Genomic DNA, 17967 nt, shown 5'->3' with positions numbered 1-17967 from the left:
GGGTGACCTCGGGGAGTGGGAAAGGTGAGCTCCGGGCGGTTGGGAGGCTGAACACGCTGTTGAGTCCTGAGGGAACGGGCGCGAGCCCGGGTGACCTCGGACTGCGGGACCAGGACCGCATCACCGGAAGGTGGTGGGGTTTTGGTGGGCCCGGTTGTTTTTTGAGAACTGCACAGTGGACGCGAGCATCTCTGGTGAACGATGAGAGCCGCTTTGAAGGGACCCTTCTTCGGGAGGGTGTCTTCGGGTTGGTCTTGTTGTTTATCTGCGATTTGTTCTGATCGTTTTGTGTGTTCAAGTTTTTAAGGGCATACGGTGGATGCCTTGGCATCAGGAGCCGATGAAGGACGTGGGAGCCTGCGATATGCCTCGGGGAGTCGGCAACCAGACTTTGATCCGGGGATTTCCGAATGGGGAAACCTGGCACCCGTCATGGGGTGTCGCCGCCTGCTGAATGTATAGGCAGGTTGGTGGGAACGCGGGGAAGTGAAACATCTCAGTACCCGCAGGAAGAGAAAACAATAGTGATTCCGTGAGTAGTGGTGAGCGAAAGCGGAGGAGCCTAAACCGTGCGCGTGTGATAGCCGGCAGGCGTTGCGTGTGCGGGGTTGTGGGATCACCCGGTCGTCTCTGCCGAGACGGCGAGGAGTTATAAACCGCTGGGATAGTCGAATGGCTTGGGATGGCCGACCGTAGACGGTGAGAGTCCGGTAGACGAAATTTCAGTGGCTTCTGGGTGTGTTCCCGAGTAGCACGGGGCCCGTGAAATCCCGTGTGAATCTGCCACGACCACGTGGTAAGGCTGAATACTTCCTGATGACCGATAGCGGACCAGTACCGTGAGGGAAAGGTGAAAAGTGCCCCGGTGAGGGGTCGTGAAATAGTACCTGAAACCGTGTGCCTACAAGCCGTCAGAGCCTCCTCAGTTACCTTTCGGGGTTTCTGTTGGTGATGGCGTGCCTTTTGAAGAATGAGCCTGCGAGTTATGGTGTGTGGCGAGGTTAACCGGTGGCGGGTAGCCGTAGCGAAAGCGAGTCTGAATAGGGCGTTTTTAGTCGCATGCTGTAGACCCGAAGCGGAGTGATCTAGCCATGGGCAGGGTGAAGCGCCGGTAAGACGGTGTGGAGGCCCGAACCCACCAGGGTTGAAAACCTGGGGGATGACCTGTGGTTAGGGGTGAAAGGCCAATCAAACTCCGTGATAGCTGGTTCTCCCCGAAATGCATTTAGGTGCAGCGTCGCGTGTTTCTTGCCGGAGGTAGAGCTACTGGATGGCTGATGGGCCCTACCAGGTTACTGACGTCAGCCAAACTCCGAATGCCGGTAAGTGAGAGCGCGGCAGTGAGACTGCGGGGGATAAGCTTCGTAGTCGAGAGGGAAACAGCCCAGATCATCGGCTAAGGCCCCTAAGCGTGTGCTAAGTGGGAAAGGATGTGGAGTTGCTGTGACAACCAGGAGGTTGGCTTAGAAGCAGCCACCCTTGAAAGAGTGCGTAATAGCTCACTGGTCAAGTGATTCCGCGCCGACAATGTAGCGGGGCTCAAGCACACCGCCGAAGCCGTGGCATTGACACGTAAGTGTTGATGGGTAGGGGAGCGTCCTGTATCCGGTGAAGCCTCGGGGTGACCCAGGGGTGGAGGGTGCGGGAGTGAGAATGCAGGCATGAGTAGCGAATCACACGTGAGAAACGTGTGCGCCGGATGACCAAGGGTTCCTGGGGCAGGCTAATCCGCCCAGGGTAAGTCGGGACCTAAGGCGAGGCCGACAGGCGTAGTCGATGGACAACGGGTTGATATTCCCGTACCCGCTGGTATGCGCCAACGCTGAATCCTCTGATGCTAACCACCCGAACCATTCTTGAGGCCTTCGGGCCTGTTGGATGGGGAGCGTGGGACCCGAGGGGGTAGTAGGTGAGTGATGGGGTGACGCAGGAGGGTAGCTCAGCCCGGGCGATGGTTGTCCCGGGGTAAGGCTGTAGGGAGAGAGACAGGTAAATCCGTCTCTCGCGTATCCTGAGAGCTGATGCCGAGCCGTTTTAGGTGAAGTGAGTGATCCCATGCTGCCGAGAAAAGCCTCTAGCGAGTGTACCGGCGGCCCGTACCCCAAACCGACTCAGGTGGTCAGGTAGAGAATACCAAGGCGATCGGGTGAACTGTGGTTAAGGAACTCGGCAAATTGCCCCCGTAACTTTGGGAGAAGGGGGACCTCGCTCGGTGATGGCACTTGCTGCCTGAGCTGGGTGGGGTCGCAGAGGCCAGGGGGAAGCGACTGTTTACTAAAAACACAGGTCCGTGCGAAGTCGTAAGACGCTGTATACGGACTGACGCCTGCCCGGTGCCGGAACGTTAAGAGGACCGGTTAGGGGGACTTGTTCCTTCGAAGCTGAGAATCTAAGCGCCGGTAAACGGCGGTGGTAACTATAACCATCCTAAGGTAGCGAAATTCCTTGTCGGGTAAGTTCCGACCTGCACGAATGGCGTAACGACTTCCCCGCTGTCTCAACCACAGGCCCGGCGAAATTGCAGTACGAGTAAAGATGCTCGTTTCGCGCAGCAGGACGGAAAGACCCCGGGACCTTCACTATAGCTTGGCATTGGCGCTTGGAGCGTCTTGTGTAGGATAGGTGGGAGACTGTGAAGCTCAGACGCCAGTCTGGGTGGAGTCGTTGGTGAAATACCACTCTGGTCGTTTTGAGCGTCTAACCCGCACCCGTGTATCCGGGTGGGGGACAGTGCCTGGTGGGTAGTTTAACTGGGGCGGTTGCCTCCCAAAATGTAACGGAGGCGCCCAAAGGTTCCCTCAGCCTGGTTGGCAATCAGGTGGCGAGTGCAAGGGCACAAGGGAGCTTGACTGTGAGACGGACGTGTCGAGCAGGTGCGAAAGCAGGGCCTAGTGATCCGGCACCTACGTGTGGAAGTGGTGTCGCTCAACGGCTAAAAGGTACCCCGGGGATAACAGGCTGATCTTCCCCAAGAGTCCATATCGACGGGATGGTTTGGCACCTCGATGTCGGCTCGTCGCATCCTGGGGCTGGAGTAGGTCCCAAGGGTTGGGCTGTTCGCCCATTAAAGCGGCACGCGAGCTGGGTTTAGAACGTCGCGAGACAGTTCGGTCCCTATCCGCTGTGCGCGTAGGAGAATTGTGAGGGTCTGTCCCTAGTACGAGAGGACCGGGACGGACGAACCTCTGGTGTGCCAGTTGTCCCGCCAGGGGCACGGCTGGTTGGCTACGTTCGGTCGGGATAACCGCTGAAAGCATCTAAGCGGGAAGCCTTCCTCGAGATGAGTTCTCCCACCCCTTTGTGGGTGTAAGGCCCCCGGTAGACGACCGGGTTGATAGGCCGGAGATGGAAGCGCGGTAACGTGTGGAGTCGACCGGTACTAATAGGCCGAGTGGCTTGAACACACTGAACGTTCAGAGTGAGTCGCTGCGAGACGATGTTCGCGTCCCTGTGTGGTTCCCAGGAAACAACTGGGTGACCGCTGTTTTGATAAGTGAATTCTGAGCCGAATGGTTCGGACGTGGATTTGCACACCCTCCTGGTGTTTGTGGGGGTGGTGCGTTGAGACGTTCGGTGGTTTTGGCGAGGGGGAAACACCCGGTCCCATCCCGAACCCGGAAGTTAAGCCCTTCAGCGCCGATGGTACTGCATGGGAGACCGTGTGGGAGAGTAGGACACCGCCGGACTTGAATTGGTCGAGGGTCGCCCTGGAATTTTTTTTTTCGGGGCGGCCCTCGACGCATGTCATGGGCCCGGCCGAAGTAGGCTGAAGACTCCACCGAACCATCAAGAACAGTGACGGACGTGATGAGCGCGGAAGAGGACGGCCGCAGCGACGACAGCCGCGAGCGGCGGGGCGGCAACGGGCGGCGTGATACACCGGCCCGCCGTGGGGGCGATCCCCGTGGCGGCCAGGGAGGCCCTGGGGCCCGCAAGAGCGCCGGCCCCCGCGGCGGGGGGTTCCGCGCCGGCGGCCCCCAGGGCGGACGCGGTCGTCCGGGAGACAGGCAGGAGCGGGACACGCGGGGTAAGCGCGATGACCGCAAGCCCGGCCGTCCCTTCAAGCGCTCCGACGACAACCGCGACGATCGGCGTCCCGAATCCCGCGGAGGTCGCTCGGAAGGTCGTTTCGGCGGCCAGGGCGGCGAGCGGAAGGACGGCCGCTTCTCAGGGCCGCGCGGTGAGCGCAAGGAAGGCCGTTTTTCTGGTCCGCGTGGTGAGCGTAGGGACGATTGCTCCTCCGGTCAGGGTGGCGAGCGTCGCGACAACCGCTTCTCGGGTCCGCGTGGCGAGCGTAGGGACGACCGCTTCTCCGGCCAGCGCGGCGAGCGTAAAGAGGGCCGTTTCTCGGGGGAGAGCGGCGAGCGCCGGGACAACCGGTTCTCTGGCCCGCGTGGCGAGCGTAAAGAAGGCCGTTTCTCCGGCCAGGGTGGCGAGCGTCGCGATAACCGGTTCTCGGGTCAGGGTGGCGAGCGTAGGGACGACCGTTCCTCCGGTCAGGGTGGCGAGCGCCGGGACAACCGGTCCTCGGGTCAGGGTGGCGAGCGTCGCGATAACCGTTTCTCCGGTCCGCGTGGTGAGCGTAGGGACGATCGCTTCTCTGGTGGGGGCGGCGAGCGTCGTGAAGGCCGTCCCTTCGAGAACCGTGCGCCTCGTGCGGGGCAGGGGGGCGGCGGGCCGCGCCGGGAAGGGCGGCCTGGGGGGTTCCAGGGACGTGGCGGCCAGGGTGAGCGTCGCTCCCAGGGGCGTCCGCAGGATCGCCCCTTCAAGGGGCGCCGTGATGAGCGCGATGAGCGTGGCCAGGCCGGGCGGCGGTTCGAAGGCAAGCGCGAAGGACGTCCAGGGGAGCGCGACAGGCCGTTCAAGGGCCGTGGTGGGCCGAGACGCCCTCAGGACGGCGAACGCTCCTACGGGCCGCCTCGCGATCGCGGGGACCGGTCGGCGCGGTACGAGGAGCGTGAGCGTCCGGCGCCGAAGCATGACGATCCGCTGCTGCCCGAGGACGTCACCGGCGACGAGCTGGACGTCGAGGCGCGCGAGGAGCTGCGCACGCTGCCGAAGGACCTGGCGGTGAAGGTCGCCCGGCACCTGGTGATGGCGGGCCGCCTCGCCGAGGACGAGCCCGAGCAGGCCTACCGGCACGCGAAGGCGGCGCGGCGGCTCGCGTCCCGCGTCGGCATCGTGCGGGAGGCCGCCGGAATCGCGGCCTACCACGCGGGGGAGTGGGCGGAGGCGATCGCCGAACTGCGGGCCGCGCGCCGGCTGGGCGGCGGCGACTCGTCCTACCTGGCCGTCATGGCCGACTGCGAGCGCGGTCTCGGGCGGCCCGAACGCGCCCTCGACCTGATCAAGTCGCCGGAGGCGGAGAAGCTCGACCCGGCGGAGCGCGTCGAACTGCGCATCGTGGAGTCCGGCGTGCGGCGCGACATGGGCCAGAACGACGCGGCCGTGGTCACCCTGCAGATCCCGGAGCTGCGCGACCGGCGGCTCCGGCCGTGGTCGGTGCGGCTGTTCTACGCGTACGCGGACGCACTGGTCGAGGCCGGACGCGAGGACGAGGCGTCCGACTGGTTCGCGCGGGCCTCCGCCGCCGACCGCGACGGGGACACCGACGCGGCCGAACGGTACGCCGAGCTCGAAGGCCTCCAGATCCTCGACACGGAAGAGGACGAGGAGGAGGCCGGCGAGGTCCAGGTGAAGGAGCCCATCGAAGCGCCGGTGGAGGAGTCCGCCGAGGTCGAGGCGCCGGAGCCCGTCGAGGAGCCCGAAGCCGCCGAGGAGCCGGAGCCCGCCGAGGAGCCGGAGCCCGCCGAGGAGCCGGAGCCCGTCGAGGCGTCGGCGACCGACATCGCGTTCAGGCCCGCCGAGCCCGAGGTGCTGGACTCGCCGGACGAGGGCGCGCACCAGGCCCCGGCGGTGTTCCTGGAGCCGAAGCAGACCGGCGAGGAGCGGCCGCAGGCGGACTGACCTCCGCTACTTGACTGGCGGGTAGGTTTCCCGGATATTCACGGGACCGTGCCGTTCGGGGGGCCGCCGGATGCGTCCGGCGGAGACCGACTCTTTGGAGTTGCCATGCCCCTCGACCGACGCACGTTCCTGCGCGCCGCCGCCGTCGCGGGCGGGACGACCGCCTTCTCGGGAGCCCTGTGGCAGCGGGCCTTCGCATCGGGGCCCGCGCAGCCCGGCCCGAGCCCGTACGGGCCGCCGCTGGCCGCGGACGCCAACGGGGTGCAGCTGCCGCAGGGGTTCACCAGCCGCGTCGTGGCGCGCTCGCTCCAGCGCGTCGAGGGGACGAGGTACACGTGGCATCCGGCCCCCGACGGGGGTGCGTGCTTCCGCGACGGGGACGGCTGGATCTACGTCAGCAACTCGGAGGTGCCCGCCGTCGGCGGGGTGTCGGCGATGCGGTTCGACGCCGCCGGGAAGGTCACGTCGGCGTACCGGATCCTCAACGGCACCTCGCTGAACTGCTCCGGAGGCGCGACGCCGTGGGGGACGTGGCTGTCGTGCGAGGAGCACGACCTCGGCCTCGTCCACGAGACGGACCCGCGCGGGCAGAAGGGGGCCGTGTCCCGCCCGGCGCTGGGCCGGTTCAAGCACGAGGCGGCGGCCTCCGACCCCGAGCGCAAGGTCGTCTACCTCACCGAGGACCAGTCGGACGGGTGCTTCTACCGGTTCCGGCCGCAGACCTGGGGTGACCTGTCTTCCGGGACGCTCGAAGTGCTGGTCGGCTCCGGTACGGGCCCCGTCCAGTGGGCGAAGGTACCGAACCCGCAGGTGTGGCTCACGCCCACCCGGGACCAGGTGGACGGCGCCATGCGCTTCCACGGCGGTGAGGGCTGCTACTACACGCGCGGCGTCTGCTACTTCACCACCAAGGGCGACAACCGCGTCTGGGCGTACGACGCGGCCGCCGCGCGGCTGGACATCACCTACGACGACGACCTCGTCACCAGCGGCGAGGCGCCCCTGCACGGGGTCGACGCGGTGACCGCCGCGGCGACCGGCGACCTCTACGTCGCCGAGGACGGCGACAACATGGAGATCAACCTCATCACCGCCCAGGGGATCGTGACGCCGTTCCTGCGCGTGCTGGGCCACGACGAGTCGGAGATCACTGGGACGGCGTTCAGCCCGGACGGGTCGCGCCTGTACTTCTCGTCCCAGCGCGGCAAGAGCGGGTTCATCGCGGGGACGGACGGCTATACCTTCGAGGTGACCGGCCCGTTCCGCCGCTGAACCCCTAGGCGTGCCGGCCGAGGGCGTGCATGATGCCGGCGACGTTGCTCTCGGCGCTGTTGAGCAGCTCGTACTTGGCTGCCAGTTCCGGATCGACGTCGTCGCCCATGGACGCGTAGCGGCCCCTGGTGCGGTCGACGACCATCGCGACGGCGTGGTCGAGGTCCAGGCCCTGGTCGCGGGCGTCCCGGACGGCGTCCACCCAGATCCGCAGCTCCTCCGCCGAGCGCTCCAGCGTTTCCTCGACCTCCCGCACGGGCCCGTAGTGCGCGAACAGCAGCCGCTGCGGGCCCAGTGACCGGAACCTGCCGATCGACTCCAGCGCCGTGCCGAGGTCGAAGTCCGGGGGCGGCGTGGCGGGCCGCACGTCCGCCGTCTCCGGGATGTAGATGCCGGCGGCGTCGCCCACGTACAGGTCGCCGGTCTGCGAGTCGACCAGCCCGACGTGGTGCTTGGCGTGGCCGGGGGAGTAGTGCGACTCCAGCCGCCGCCCGCCGCCGAGGTCGACGACGCCGGTGTCCTCGACGGCGCGGATCCGCGCCGCGTCCGTCGGCTTCAGCTCGCCGAACAGGGTGTCGAGGGCGTCGCCGTAGACCATGCGCGCGCTGCGCATGAGGCGGGACGGGTCCGCCAGGTGCCGGGCGCCCTTCTCGTGGACGACGACCTCCGCGCCCGGGTACATGCCGGCGATGTCGCCGACGCCGCCCGCGTGGTCGAGGTGGATGTGCGTCACGACGACGCTCGCCAGGTCGTCCGGGCCCACGCCCATCTCGCGCAGGGCGGCCTGGACGACGGGCGCCGAACCGGCCGTGCCCGGCTCCACCAGGCATGGCCGGTCGGAGAGGATCAGGTATCCGGCGGTGATGCCGGTGTGGCCGGCCATCCGGGTGTCGATCTCGTAGACGTCCCCGCCGAGCGGCGTGATCGTGGTCGTGGTGTCCATCCCCCGATCATGGCTCCCGCGGGCCGTCCGGGTCGAGAAGGCGCAGGACGAGGCCGGTGCGGGGCTTGGGTCCGAACGAGGTGGACTTGCGCGGCACGCGCTCGCCCCCGCCCGCGACCGCCAGCACGTCCTCGACCTTGAGGGGGTTCAGGATCACGGCCGTCCCGCCGCTGCGCCGGGCGCGGGCGATGGCCGCGGACGGGTCGTCGTGCACCACCTCGACGGCGTTCTCGTTCTCCGGGACGCCCCACACTCCGCGGATCAGCAGATGGTCGAGGACGGCGGTGCCGAGCGCGCGCCAGCGGGGGGAGTGCTCGGACGGCATGGCCTCGCGCAGGGCGTCCGGATCGGGGCCGGTGAGCAGGTGCAGGGAGTCGCCGCCGCCGAGAAGGAACGCGGGGCCCTCCGCGCGGGCGAGCGCCTCCAGAGCCGCGTCCTCGGCCGTGAATCCGGTCACGCCGAAGACCTGGCCGGCCTTGTCCAGCGCGGCGTCCGGGCGGAGCCCGGGGAGCACGCGGTGGATGGCGCCGAGGTGCGGCGGGTAGCGCGTCGAGTCGACCAGCAGCGCCAGCCCGGCGTCCCAGGGGCCGGGGCCGTCGCCGGCCGCGTGGCGGCGCGCCTGGAGGGCGCGGTAGGTGGCGTAGCGGTGGTGGCCGTCGGCGATGAGGGCCTGCTTGCCGCGCAGGTCGGCGGCCACCCGCGCGTGCAGGGCCGGGTCGGTGACGCGCCACAGCCGGTGGGTCAGCCCGTCGTCGGCGTCGAACTCCGTCAGGGGCGTCCCGGCCGCGGCCTCGTCGACGACGCCCGCCGCGTCCCCGCCGCCCTCGTACACCAGGAAGATCGGCTCCAGGTTGGCGTTCGCCGCCGCCATCAGCGCGAGCCGGTCGCGGACCGGGCCGGGGAAGACGTTCTCGTGCGGCAGCACGACGCCGTCGGACTCCGCGCGCAGTCCGAGGCCGCCGATCAGCCCGCGCTGCAGGACGGTCCCGCCGCGGGCCGCCTCGTAGACGTAGAGGGCCGGTTCGGGGTCGACCGCGAGCGCGCCGCGCTCCAGCCAGCGGCGCAGCCGCCGGCCGGCGGCGTCGTAGGTCTCCCCGGCGGCGCGCGGGAGATTGAGCCGGATGATGTTGTGGCCGCCCTCCGCGAGCAGCCGCAGCGCCGCCGCCTCGTCGATCAGGTCGTACGGCGGCATGGTCACCGACGCCGGGTCGCCGGCCACCTCGGGGACGAAGCGGACGCCGCGGAACGGGGCCAGTTCCAGGCCCGCGCCCGTGCGCGTGGCCCGCGTCCCGAAGACGCGCGCGCTGAACTCCTCCGGGTCGAGACCGGAGGAGAGGTCGTCGTCCACGCTGGGCATGCTATTCAGCGGAGGGCGCCCGGTGCCGCGGCGGGTACGGTCGTAGCGATCGATGTCCGAGGGGAGGTCCACATGAGTACTCAAGGACCCGGACGGCCCGAGGATTCCCCAGGCGCGGACCCGGGCGAGCATGCGGACCCGCCGCAGGGCGGGGTCTACGAGTGGTACACGCGGGGCCTGGAGCTGCTGCGGGCGGGCAGCGCCGCGGCGGCGCTCCAGCTGCTGACCAGGGCGGCCGAGGCCGAGCCGCAGTCGCACAGCATCCGCGAGGCGCTCGCCCGCGCCCAGTTCGGGGCGCGGCAGTTCGGCGCGGCCGCCGAGAGCTTCCGCGGGATCGTGGAGGCCGAGCCCGCCGAGGACTACGCCCGGTTCGGGCTCGGGCTGTCGCTCAGCCGGATGGGCGACTTCGAGGGCGCCGTCGAGCATCTCGCCCTCGCCGCGGCCATGCGCCCGGAGAACCAGGACTACGCGCGGGCGTTGCGGCACGCCAGGGCCACCCTCGCGGCCCGGCGCTGACCCGCCCTTACCCACCGGTAACAATCCCCGTACGATCACAGTCATGAGGAGCGCGATGAAAGGCAGCGACCGTCCCCTGAGCGAGGCGTACGACGTCGCCCTGCTCGACCTGGACGGGGTCGTGTACGTCGGCCGCCGCCCCGTCCCCGCGGCGGCCGAGTCGCTCGCCAAGGCGCGCGCGGCGGGGCAGCGGCTGGCGTTCGTGACCAACAACGCGTCGCGGACGCCGTCGGCGGTGGCGGCGCTGCTCACCGAGGTCGGCGTCCCCGCCGAGGCGTCGGACGTGGTGACGTCCGCGCAGGCCGCCGCCCGCCTGCTCGCCGAACGCCTGCCCGCCGGGTCGGAGGTGCTCGTGGTGGGCGGCATGGGGCTGCGCCACGCACTCTACCAGCGGGGTCTGCGCCCGGTGTCGACGGCGTCCGGGCGTCCCCCCGCCGTCGTGCAGGGCTACCACCCCGACCTCGGCTACGGGCTGCTGTCCGAGGGCGCCCAGGCGGTCGCCCAGGGCGCGCTGTTCGTCGGTTCCAACGGCGACCTGACCATCCCCGGGGGCGACGGGCCTCCCCATCCCGGCAACGGGGCCCTCCTCCGCGTGATCAGCGGTGCCACCGGCGTGGAGCCGATCGTCACCGGCAAGCCCGAGCGGCCGCTGCACCAGGAGTCGATCCTGCGCACCGGCGCCGAGCGCCCGCTGGTGGTCGGCGACCGCCTCGACACCGACATCGAGGGCGCCCGCAACGGCGGCGCCGACAGCCTCCTCGTCTTCACCGGAGTCACCGGCCACCTCCAGGCGCTCACCGCCCCGCCCCACCAGCGCCCCACCTACCTCGCGGCCGACCTGTCCGGCCTGCTCGTCCCGCATCCGGAGACCGCCCGGGAGGACGGCGCCCACCGCTGCGGCGGCTGGACCGCGCGCCGCGACGGCGACGCGTTCGCCCTCAGCGGATCCGGCGACCCCTACGACGGCCTCCGCGCCCTCGCGTCCGCCGCCTGGGAGACCGAGGAGCCGCCGCCTCCGGAGACCCTCGCCGCGGCCCTGGAGACGCTCGGGCTCTGAGGACCGGGCCCCGAGCCCGAGGGTCGGCGAGGCGGCCGGACGGCGGTCAGAGCAGCTTGCGCAGCCGGAGGAGGTCGAAGATGCTCGCCTCGATCTTCAGGCGGCCCGCGGCCCACGCCTTGGCCGGGTTCAGCTCGTCGAAGGCCATCGCGACGAGGTCGTCGCTGTCCACGGTGAGGCGCACCTGCGCGGCCCCCGGGTCCTCGTCGCGCTCGAACGGGTCGAGGCCGCCCCCGTGCAGCCGGCTGCGGAAGGCGAGCCCGAGGTCCGCGACCCGGCAGCTGATCGTGCGCTCGACGACGTGCTCGGCGAGCCGGTCGGCGTCCACCTCCGCCAGGCGCGCCGCGACGCGCTCCAGCGCCGCACGGCACTCCTCCTCGTTCGCCATGGTCAGGCCGTTCCCCGTTCGTCCGGCATCGATGTCGTCCAGGGACGGTAGCGTTCATGGTGAGCCGGAGGCGACTCGTCGCGTGCGCTCCGGGAGCACTGGGAGGTAAACGTGATGTCCGACGAGGCCGCGGAGGAGCCGGAGTTCCCGGCGGCGCCGCCGCCCGATCCGACCGGCGACCCGCGCGTGGACGCCGCCGTCGCCCTCCTCGGCGGGCTCGGCGGACGGCCCGTCGCCGCGCACGTGGAGGTCTTCGAGGACGTCCACCAGCGGCTCCAGGAGCTCCTCGCGGCCGCCGGCCAGGACGAGCGGCGCCCCGCGCCGCCCCGGCCCGCCTTCCCCGACGCCCTGCGCCCCCGTGAGTAGCCGGCGCCGCCTGGACGCCGAACTGGTGCGCCGGGGGCTGGCCCGGTCGCGGGAGCAGGCCGGGCAGCTCATCGGCGACGGCCGGGTCCGCGTCGGCGGGCAGACCGCGGCGAAGGCGGCCACCCAGGTCGAGGCCGGCGCCGCGATCGTCGTGGCCGACGACGGCGGCGGCCCGGAGTACGTCTCGCGCGGCGGCCACAAGCTCGCCGGCGCGCTGGAGGCGTTCGCGGGCCTGGACGTCCGGGGCCGGGTCTGCCTGGACGCGGGCGCCTCGACCGGCGGGTTCACCGACGTCCTGCTGCGCGCGGGCGCCGAGCAGGTGTACGCGGTCGACGTCGGGTACGGGCAGATCGCCTGGTCGCTGCGCACCGACGACCGGGTCACCGTCCTGGAGCGGGTCAACATCCGCGACCTGGAGCCGGGGACGCTCGACGGCCCGCCGCCGAGCATCGTCGTCGGCGACCTGTCGTTCATCTCGCTCAAGCTCGTCCTCGGGCCGGTCCAGCGGTGCGCGACCCCCGAGGCCGACTACGCGGTCATGGTGAAACCGCAGTTCGAGGTAGGCAAGGACCGGGTCGGCGCGGGCGGAGTCGTCCGCGACCCGGCGCTGCGCGCCGACGCGGTGCGCGGCGTCGCGGAGCACGCGGCGACGCTCGGCCTCGGCGTCCTCGGGGTGGCGGCGAGCCCCCTGCCGGGGCCGTCCGGCAACGTGGAGTACTTCCTGTGGCTGCGCGCGGGGGCCCCGCCGCTGGAGGAGGAGGCCCTCGCCAAGGCCATCGCGGAGGGCCCGCAGTGAGCGACGCACCGCGCGTACAGGGCGCACCGCTACAGGGCGCACCGCGCGTGCAGAGGGTTGCGTCGAAACCGGGAACGTCCCGCGCGGGGACGTTCGTCCAGACGTCCGTACGCCGGAGCGCGTGGGGGAGTGGGGCGGGAGCATGAGCACAAGGTCGGTGCTGGTCGTGGCGCACACCGGGCGGCCCGAGGCGGTCCGCAGCGCGCAGCTGGTGATCGAGCGGCTCAGCGAGGCCGGGATCTGCGTGCGGGTCCTGGAGGGCGAGGCCGACGACATCGGCTGCGCGGGCGTGGAGGTCATGCCCGGCACCGCCGCGGCCGCCGACGGCGCCGAGGTCGTCATGGTCCTCGGCGGAGACGGGACGCTGCTGCGCGCCGCCGATCTCACCCGCGGCTCCGGCGCGCCGCTGCTCGGGGTCAACCTCGGCCACGTCGGGTTCCTCGCCGAGGCCGAGCGGGAGGACCTCGCCGCCACCGTCGACCGGGTCGTGACCCGCCGCTACGACGTCGAGGAGCGCATGACCATCGACGTCACCGCCCGCCGCAACGGCACCGTCCTCGGCACGACGTGGGCGCTCAACGAGGCCAGCATCGAGAAGGCCGAGCGGGAGCGGATGCTGGAGGTCGTCGCCGAGATCGACGGTCGGCCGCTGTCCAACTGGGGCTGCGACGGTGTGGTGTGCGCCACCCCGACGGGCTCCACCGCGTACGCGTTCTCCGCCGGGGGCCCGGTCGTGTGGCCGGAGGTGGAGGCGATGCTCGTCGTGCCGCTCAGCGCGCACTCGCTGTTCGCGCGCCCGCTGGTGGTCTCGCCGCGCTCGTCGGTCGCGGTGGAGGTGCTGCCCGACACGCCCCGCGCGGTGCTGTGGTGCGACGGGCGCCGCACGCTCGACCTGCCGCCGGGCGCGCGGGTGGAGGTCCGCCGCGGCGCGGAGCCGGTGCGGCTCGCGCGGCTGCACCTCACCCCGTTCACCGACCGGCTGGTCACCAAGTTCGGGCTGCCGGTGACGGGCTGGCGCGGGCGGGTCCGCCAACCGTCCCGGCCGTCCCCGCCGCTCGGGGACTCCCAGGTCGGGGACGCCCCGGCGGCTGGCGGCATCGCTGGCTACCCGGGCCCCGGCTTCCCGCCGCAGGGCGGTCCCCCGGGGCCGGACGGGGAGGCGGCTGGCGGTCAGAGGGGATAATCTCCACAGGCGCTGATCGGGGATCTGGTTGCGGAGGGTTGTGACGCTGGTGCGTCCGATGGTCGATGAGGTGCGGATCCAGGGCCTCGGCGTGATCGACGAGGCCGTGCTCGATCTGTCGCCGGGCTTCAACGTGGTGACGGGGGAGACCGGGGCGGGCAAGACCATGGTGGTCACCAGCCTCGGGCTGATGTTCGGCGGCCGCGCCGACCCGCAGCGGGTCAGGCCCGGCGCCGGACGCGCCACGGTGGAGGGCCGGATCGTCGTCGATCCGGGCGGCCGCGTGGTCGAGCGGGTCGAGGACGCCGGCGGCGAGCTGGACGACGGCGCTCTGATCGTCACGCGCTCGGTGTCGGCGGAGGGCCGCTCCCGCGCGTTCCTCGGCGGCCGGTCCGTCCCCGTCAGCGTGCTGATCACCCTGGCGGACGACCTGGTCGCCGTGCACGGGCAGTCCGACCAGCAGCGGCTGCTGCAGTCGTCGCGGCAGCGCGGCGCCCTCGACCGGTACGCGGGCGGCGCGCTGACCAAGCCGATGCGCGCCTACACCAAGGCCTACCAGCGGCACCGCCAGGTCAGCGCGCTGCTGGAGGAGCTGACCACGCGGGCGCGCGAGCGGGCCCAGGAGGCCGAGATGCTCCGCTTCGGCCTGGAGGAGATCGAGAAGATCGACCCCAAGGACGGCGAGGACACCGACCTCGCCGCCGAGGAGGAGCGCCTCGGGCACGCCGACGCGCTGCGCGGCGCGGCCGACACCGCCCACGAGGCCCTGCTCGGCGACCCCGCCGCCGCGTTCGAGGCCGCGAACGTCACCGGCCTGCTCGGCCAGGCCCGCAACGCGCTGGACGCCGTCCGCGACCACGACCCGGAGCTCGCGGCGCTCGCCGACCGGCTCGCCGAGGCCGGCTACCTCGTCACCGACGTCGGCACCGACCTGGCGTCCTACGCCGAGTCCGTGGACGCCGACCCGGCGCGGCTCGCGGCCGTCCAGGAGCGCCGCGCCGAGCTGACCGCCCTGACCCGCAAGTACGGCGGGACGGACGGCACGGTCACCGAGGTCCTGGAGTGGGCGCGCAGGTCCGCGTCCCGCCTCGCGGAGCTGGAGGGCGACGACGACCGCATCGACGAGCTGCGCTCCGAGCACGCCGAGCTCACCGAGCGGCTCGCCGCCGACGCCGCGGAGCTGACCGCGGTGCGCACCCGGGCCGCCGAGCGGTTCTCCGAGGCCGTCACCGAGGAGCTGACCGCCCTGGCGATGCCGCACGCCCGCGTCGTGGTCACCGTCAACCCGGCCGGCGACTACGGCCCGCACGGCGTCGACGAGGTCGAGGTCCGGCTCGCCCCGCACCCGGGGTCGCCGCCGCTGCCGCTGCACAAGGGCGCCTCGGGCGGCGAGCTGTCCCGCGTGATGCTGGCGATCGAGGTCGTCTTCGCGGGCGCCGACCCCGTCCCGACGTTCGTCTTCGACGAGGTCGACGCCGGCGTCGGCGGCAAGGCCGCGGTGGAGATCGGGCGGCGGCTGGCGCGGCTGGCCCGCAACGCCCAGGTGATCGTCGTCACGCACCTGCCTCAGGTCGCCGCGTTCGCCGACCAGCACCTGCTGGTGGAGAAGTCCGACGACGGAACCGTCACCAGCAGCGGCGTCACCGCCCTGGACCGGGAGGGGCGGGTCCGGGAGCTGTCGCGGATGCTGGCCGGCCTGGAGGACTCCGAGCTTGGCCGCGCGCACGCCGAGGAACTGCTCGCCATGGCCGCCGAGGAGCGGTAGCCGCGGACCGCGCCCGCCCCTCGGGCCGCACGTCAGCCCGCACGCCGGCGCCGCGGCGGGCCGCCGCCCGCTCCGGCAAAGACTACAGAGAGTGCGCGAACGGACACGCCTGGACTGTCGGCCTTTCCGGCGTCCGCTCCCGTGCTCTGGCAGGATGGCAGTTGATGAACGAGTCGTCACCCACCGCAGAGCGACGCGTCCGGCTGGCCCAGAGGCTGCCCCGGCGCGTGCTCACGCTGGGCCGCGGCCGCGACGACGGGCGGCCCGGGGTCAGCGCCACGGTCAGGCTCGACCGCCGCACCAAGGACCTGACCAAGCGGCTCCAGCCCGGCGAGGTCGCGGTGATCGACCACGTCGACCTCGACCGCGTCAGCGCCGAGGCGCTGGTCTCGCGCGAGGTCGGCGCCGTCGTCAACGTCGCGCCCAGCATCTCGGGCCGGTACCCGAACCTCGGGCCGCAGATCCTGATCGAGGCCGGCATCCCGCTGATCGACGACGTCGGCCCGGAGATCTTCAGCAAGCTGCAGGAGGGCGACCAGGTCCGCGTCGAGGGGCCCGCCGTGCACCGGGGCGAGGAGGTCGTCGCCAAGGGCACCGAGCAGAGCGCCGAGTCCGTCGAGGAGGCGCTGACCGAGGCCAAGGCCGGTCTCGCCTCCCAGCTGGAGGCGTTCGTCGCCAACACGATGGAGTACGTCAAGCGCGAGCGCGACCTGCTCATCGACGGCGTCGGCGTCCCGGAGGTGGCGACCAGGATCTCCGGGCGGCACGCACTGATCGTCGTGCGCGGCTACCACTACCGCGAGGACATCGCGACCCTGCGCCCCTACATCCGCGAGTACCGCCCCGTGCTGATCGGGGTGGACGGCGGCGCCGACGCGCTGCTGGAGGCCGGCTACCGCCCCGACATGATCGTCGGCGACATGGACTCGGTCTCCGACGACGCGCTCACCTGCGGCGCCGAACTCGTCGTGCACGCCTACCGGGACGGCCGCGCGCCGGGCCTGAAGCGCGTGCACGAGCTCGGCAAGGACGCCGTGGTGTTCCCCGCCGCCGCCACCAGCGAGGACATCGCGATGCTCCTCGCCGACGACAAGGGGGCCACCCTGATCGTCGCGGTCGGCACGCACGCCAACATGGAGGAGTTCTTCGACAAGGGGCGCGCCGGCATGGCCAGCACGTTCCTCACCCGGCTCCGCGTCGGCAGCAAGCTCGTCGACGCCAAGGGCGTCAGCAGGCTCTACCGCAGCCGGATCTCCACCTGGTCGCTGCTGTTCCTCGTCCTCGGCGCGTTCATCGCCATCGTCACCGCCGTCGCCATGTCCCCGGCGGGGGACGTCATCAGTCCCCTGCTCGCCGACCGCTGGCACGCCTTCCTCTTCTGGCTGACCGGACTCTTCACGTGATCGATTTCCGCTACCACCTCGTCTCCATCGTCGCGATCTTCCTCGCGCTGGCGCTCGGCATCGTGCTGGGCTCCACCACGCTGTCCAACTCGGTGAGCGACACCCTGCGCCAGCAGGCGAACTCCGCCGCCAAGACGGCCCAGCAGGCGCGGCTGGCGCAGCGCGACCTGCGGCACCAGCTGGACGGCGAGGAGCAGTTCACCAAGGCGCTCTCGCCGCAGATCGTCGCCGAGCGGCTCAAGGGCCAGTCCGTGGTGCTGATCGAGACGCCCGGCGCCGGCAACGACAGCATCGAGCAGATCAGCCGGCTGGCGAAGGACTCCGGCGCCGCGGTCACCGGGCGCGTCACGATCCAGAAGAAGCTCCTGGACGACGACCAGCAGACCACCGTCGACGAGCTCGCCACGCAGCTCAAGGCCGAGGACGTGAAGTTCCCGGAGAACGCGGGCGCCTACGGCAAGGCCGGCGCCGTCCTCGCGGGAGCCCTCGTCACCAGGGACCCCGCCAAGTCCGGCCGCGAGGACGCCGCCGGAGGCGCCGTCCTCAACGGCTTCAAGCAGGCCGGATACGTCACCACCAGCGGCAAGCCCGGACAGCACGCCACCCTCGCCGTCATGGTCGCCCCCGCCGCCGCCTACGCCTATGCCGGCGGAGGCGACGACAACAAGGCACTGATCTCACTGGCCACCGCACTCGACGGCGCCGGGCGCGGTAGCGTCGTCGGTGGCCCGCCGACCTCCGCGCAGGAGGGCGGGCTGATCGCGGCGCTGCGCGACTCCGACGCCGCCGACTCGGTCTCCACCGTCGACGTGGTGGACACCGCGGCCGGCCAGGTCGTCACGATCCTGGCGCTGCAGAACGAGATCGGCGGCAAGTCCGGGCAGTACGGCACGGGCGCCGGCGCGAGCGGCTACCTGCCCTCGCCCGCCCCCACGGCGAAGAACGGGTGACCTG

General features: G+C 71.1%; 13 protein-coding genes, 2 rRNA genes and 1 pseudogene. 12 read left to right on the top strand and 4 right to left on the bottom strand.

The window, feature by feature from the left end:
- The first annotated feature begins 292 nt into the window (after positions 1-292).
- Positions 293-3404 (top strand): 23S ribosomal RNA (locus BKA00_RS11310).
- A 165-nt stretch (positions 3405-3569) separates the two neighbouring features.
- Positions 3570-3686 (top strand): 5S ribosomal RNA (rrf, locus tag BKA00_RS11305).
- A gap of 481 nt (positions 3687-4167) precedes the next feature.
- Here rrf and BKA00_RS11300 read toward each other — a convergent pair.
- A complete protein-coding gene (locus BKA00_RS11300) occupies positions 4168-5088 on the bottom strand; it encodes a hypothetical protein (RefSeq protein ID WP_185035379.1) in 921 nt (306 codons plus the stop codon).
- On the opposite strand from BKA00_RS11300, the gene BKA00_RS11295 reads away from it, so the two are divergent.
- Positions 5071-5967, top strand: coding sequence for a tetratricopeptide repeat protein (locus tag BKA00_RS11295; protein ID WP_230299154.1), 897 nt, complete (start codon positions 5071-5073; stop codon positions 5965-5967). The two genes, BKA00_RS11300 and BKA00_RS11295, sit on opposite strands and share 18 nt — an antisense overlap.
- A gap of 105 nt (positions 5968-6072) precedes the next feature.
- Positions 6073-7239: an alkaline phosphatase PhoX gene (locus tag BKA00_RS11290; protein ID WP_185024856.1), complete on the top strand. Its 1167-nt coding sequence runs from the start codon at positions 6073-6075 to the stop codon at positions 7237-7239.
- A 4-nt stretch (positions 7240-7243) separates the two neighbouring features.
- Here BKA00_RS11290 and BKA00_RS11285 read toward each other — a convergent pair whose 3' ends face one another.
- A complete protein-coding gene (locus tag BKA00_RS11285) occupies positions 7244-8182 on the bottom strand; it encodes an MBL fold metallo-hydrolase (RefSeq protein WP_185024855.1) in 939 nt (312 codons plus the stop codon).
- Between the two features lie 7 nt (positions 8183-8189).
- Positions 8190-9539, bottom strand: coding sequence for a DUF1015 family protein (locus tag BKA00_RS11280; protein WP_185024854.1), 1350 nt, complete (start codon positions 9537-9539; stop codon positions 8190-8192).
- A gap of 72 nt (positions 9540-9611) precedes the next feature.
- On the opposite strand from BKA00_RS11280, the gene BKA00_RS11275 reads away from it, so the two are divergent.
- A complete protein-coding gene (locus BKA00_RS11275; RefSeq protein WP_185024853.1) occupies positions 9612-10055 on the top strand; it encodes a tetratricopeptide repeat protein in 444 nt (147 codons plus the stop codon).
- Positions 10056-10110: 55 nt separating this feature from the next.
- A complete protein-coding gene (locus BKA00_RS11270; RefSeq protein ID WP_185034035.1) occupies positions 10111-11112 on the top strand; it encodes an HAD-IIA family hydrolase in 1002 nt (333 codons plus the stop codon).
- Between the two features lie 46 nt (positions 11113-11158).
- On the opposite strand, the gene BKA00_RS11265 is transcribed toward BKA00_RS11270, so the two are convergent.
- Positions 11159-11500 carry an SCP2 sterol-binding domain-containing protein gene (locus BKA00_RS11265; RefSeq protein ID WP_185024852.1) on the bottom strand — a complete coding sequence of 114 codons (342 nt, stop codon included), beginning with the start codon at positions 11498-11500 and terminating at the stop codon, positions 11159-11161.
- A 114-nt stretch (positions 11501-11614) separates the two neighbouring features.
- On the opposite strand from BKA00_RS11265, the gene BKA00_RS11260 reads away from it, so the two are divergent.
- The 6 genes and pseudogenes from BKA00_RS11260 to BKA00_RS11235 all read left to right on the top strand — a co-directional run bounded on the left by BKA00_RS11260 (position 11615) and on the right by BKA00_RS11235 (position 17963).
- Complete coding sequence (locus tag BKA00_RS11260; protein ID WP_185024851.1) at positions 11615-11866, top strand: hypothetical protein; 252 nt, start codon at positions 11615-11617, stop codon at positions 11864-11866.
- The gene (locus BKA00_RS11255) at positions 11859-12662 is read left to right on the top strand and encodes a TlyA family RNA methyltransferase (RefSeq protein WP_185024850.1); all 804 of its coding nucleotides are present in this window, start codon (positions 11859-11861) and stop codon (positions 12660-12662) included. The genes BKA00_RS11260 and BKA00_RS11255 overlap by 8 nt, the downstream gene beginning before the upstream one ends.
- A gap of 142 nt (positions 12663-12804) precedes the next feature.
- A pseudogene (locus BKA00_RS11250) lies at positions 12805-13695 on the top strand (NAD kinase); the annotation flags it as partial.
- Between the two features lie 208 nt (positions 13696-13903).
- The gene (recN, locus tag BKA00_RS11245; protein ID WP_185024849.1) at positions 13904-15610 is read left to right on the top strand and encodes a DNA repair protein RecN; all 1707 of its coding nucleotides are present in this window, start codon (positions 13904-13906) and stop codon (positions 15608-15610) included.
- Positions 15611-15774: 164 nt separating this feature from the next.
- A complete protein-coding gene (gene steA, locus BKA00_RS11240; RefSeq protein ID WP_185024848.1) occupies positions 15775-17013 on the top strand; it encodes a putative cytokinetic ring protein SteA in 1239 nt (412 codons plus the stop codon).
- Positions 17010-17963, top strand: a complete 954-nt coding sequence (locus BKA00_RS11235) for a copper transporter (protein ID WP_185024847.1) — start codon at positions 17010-17012, stop codon at positions 17961-17963. Before steA ends, BKA00_RS11235 begins: the two co-directional genes overlap by 4 nt.
- Positions 17964-17967: the final 4 nt, after the last annotated feature.

The organism is Actinomadura coerulea (assembly GCF_014208105.1).
Classification (GTDB): Bacteria; Actinomycetota; Actinomycetes; order Streptosporangiales; family Streptosporangiaceae; genus Spirillospora; species Spirillospora coerulea.
The sequence above is the reverse complement of the archived record's forward strand: the minus strand, read 5'-3'. Positions and strand labels throughout refer to the sequence as shown.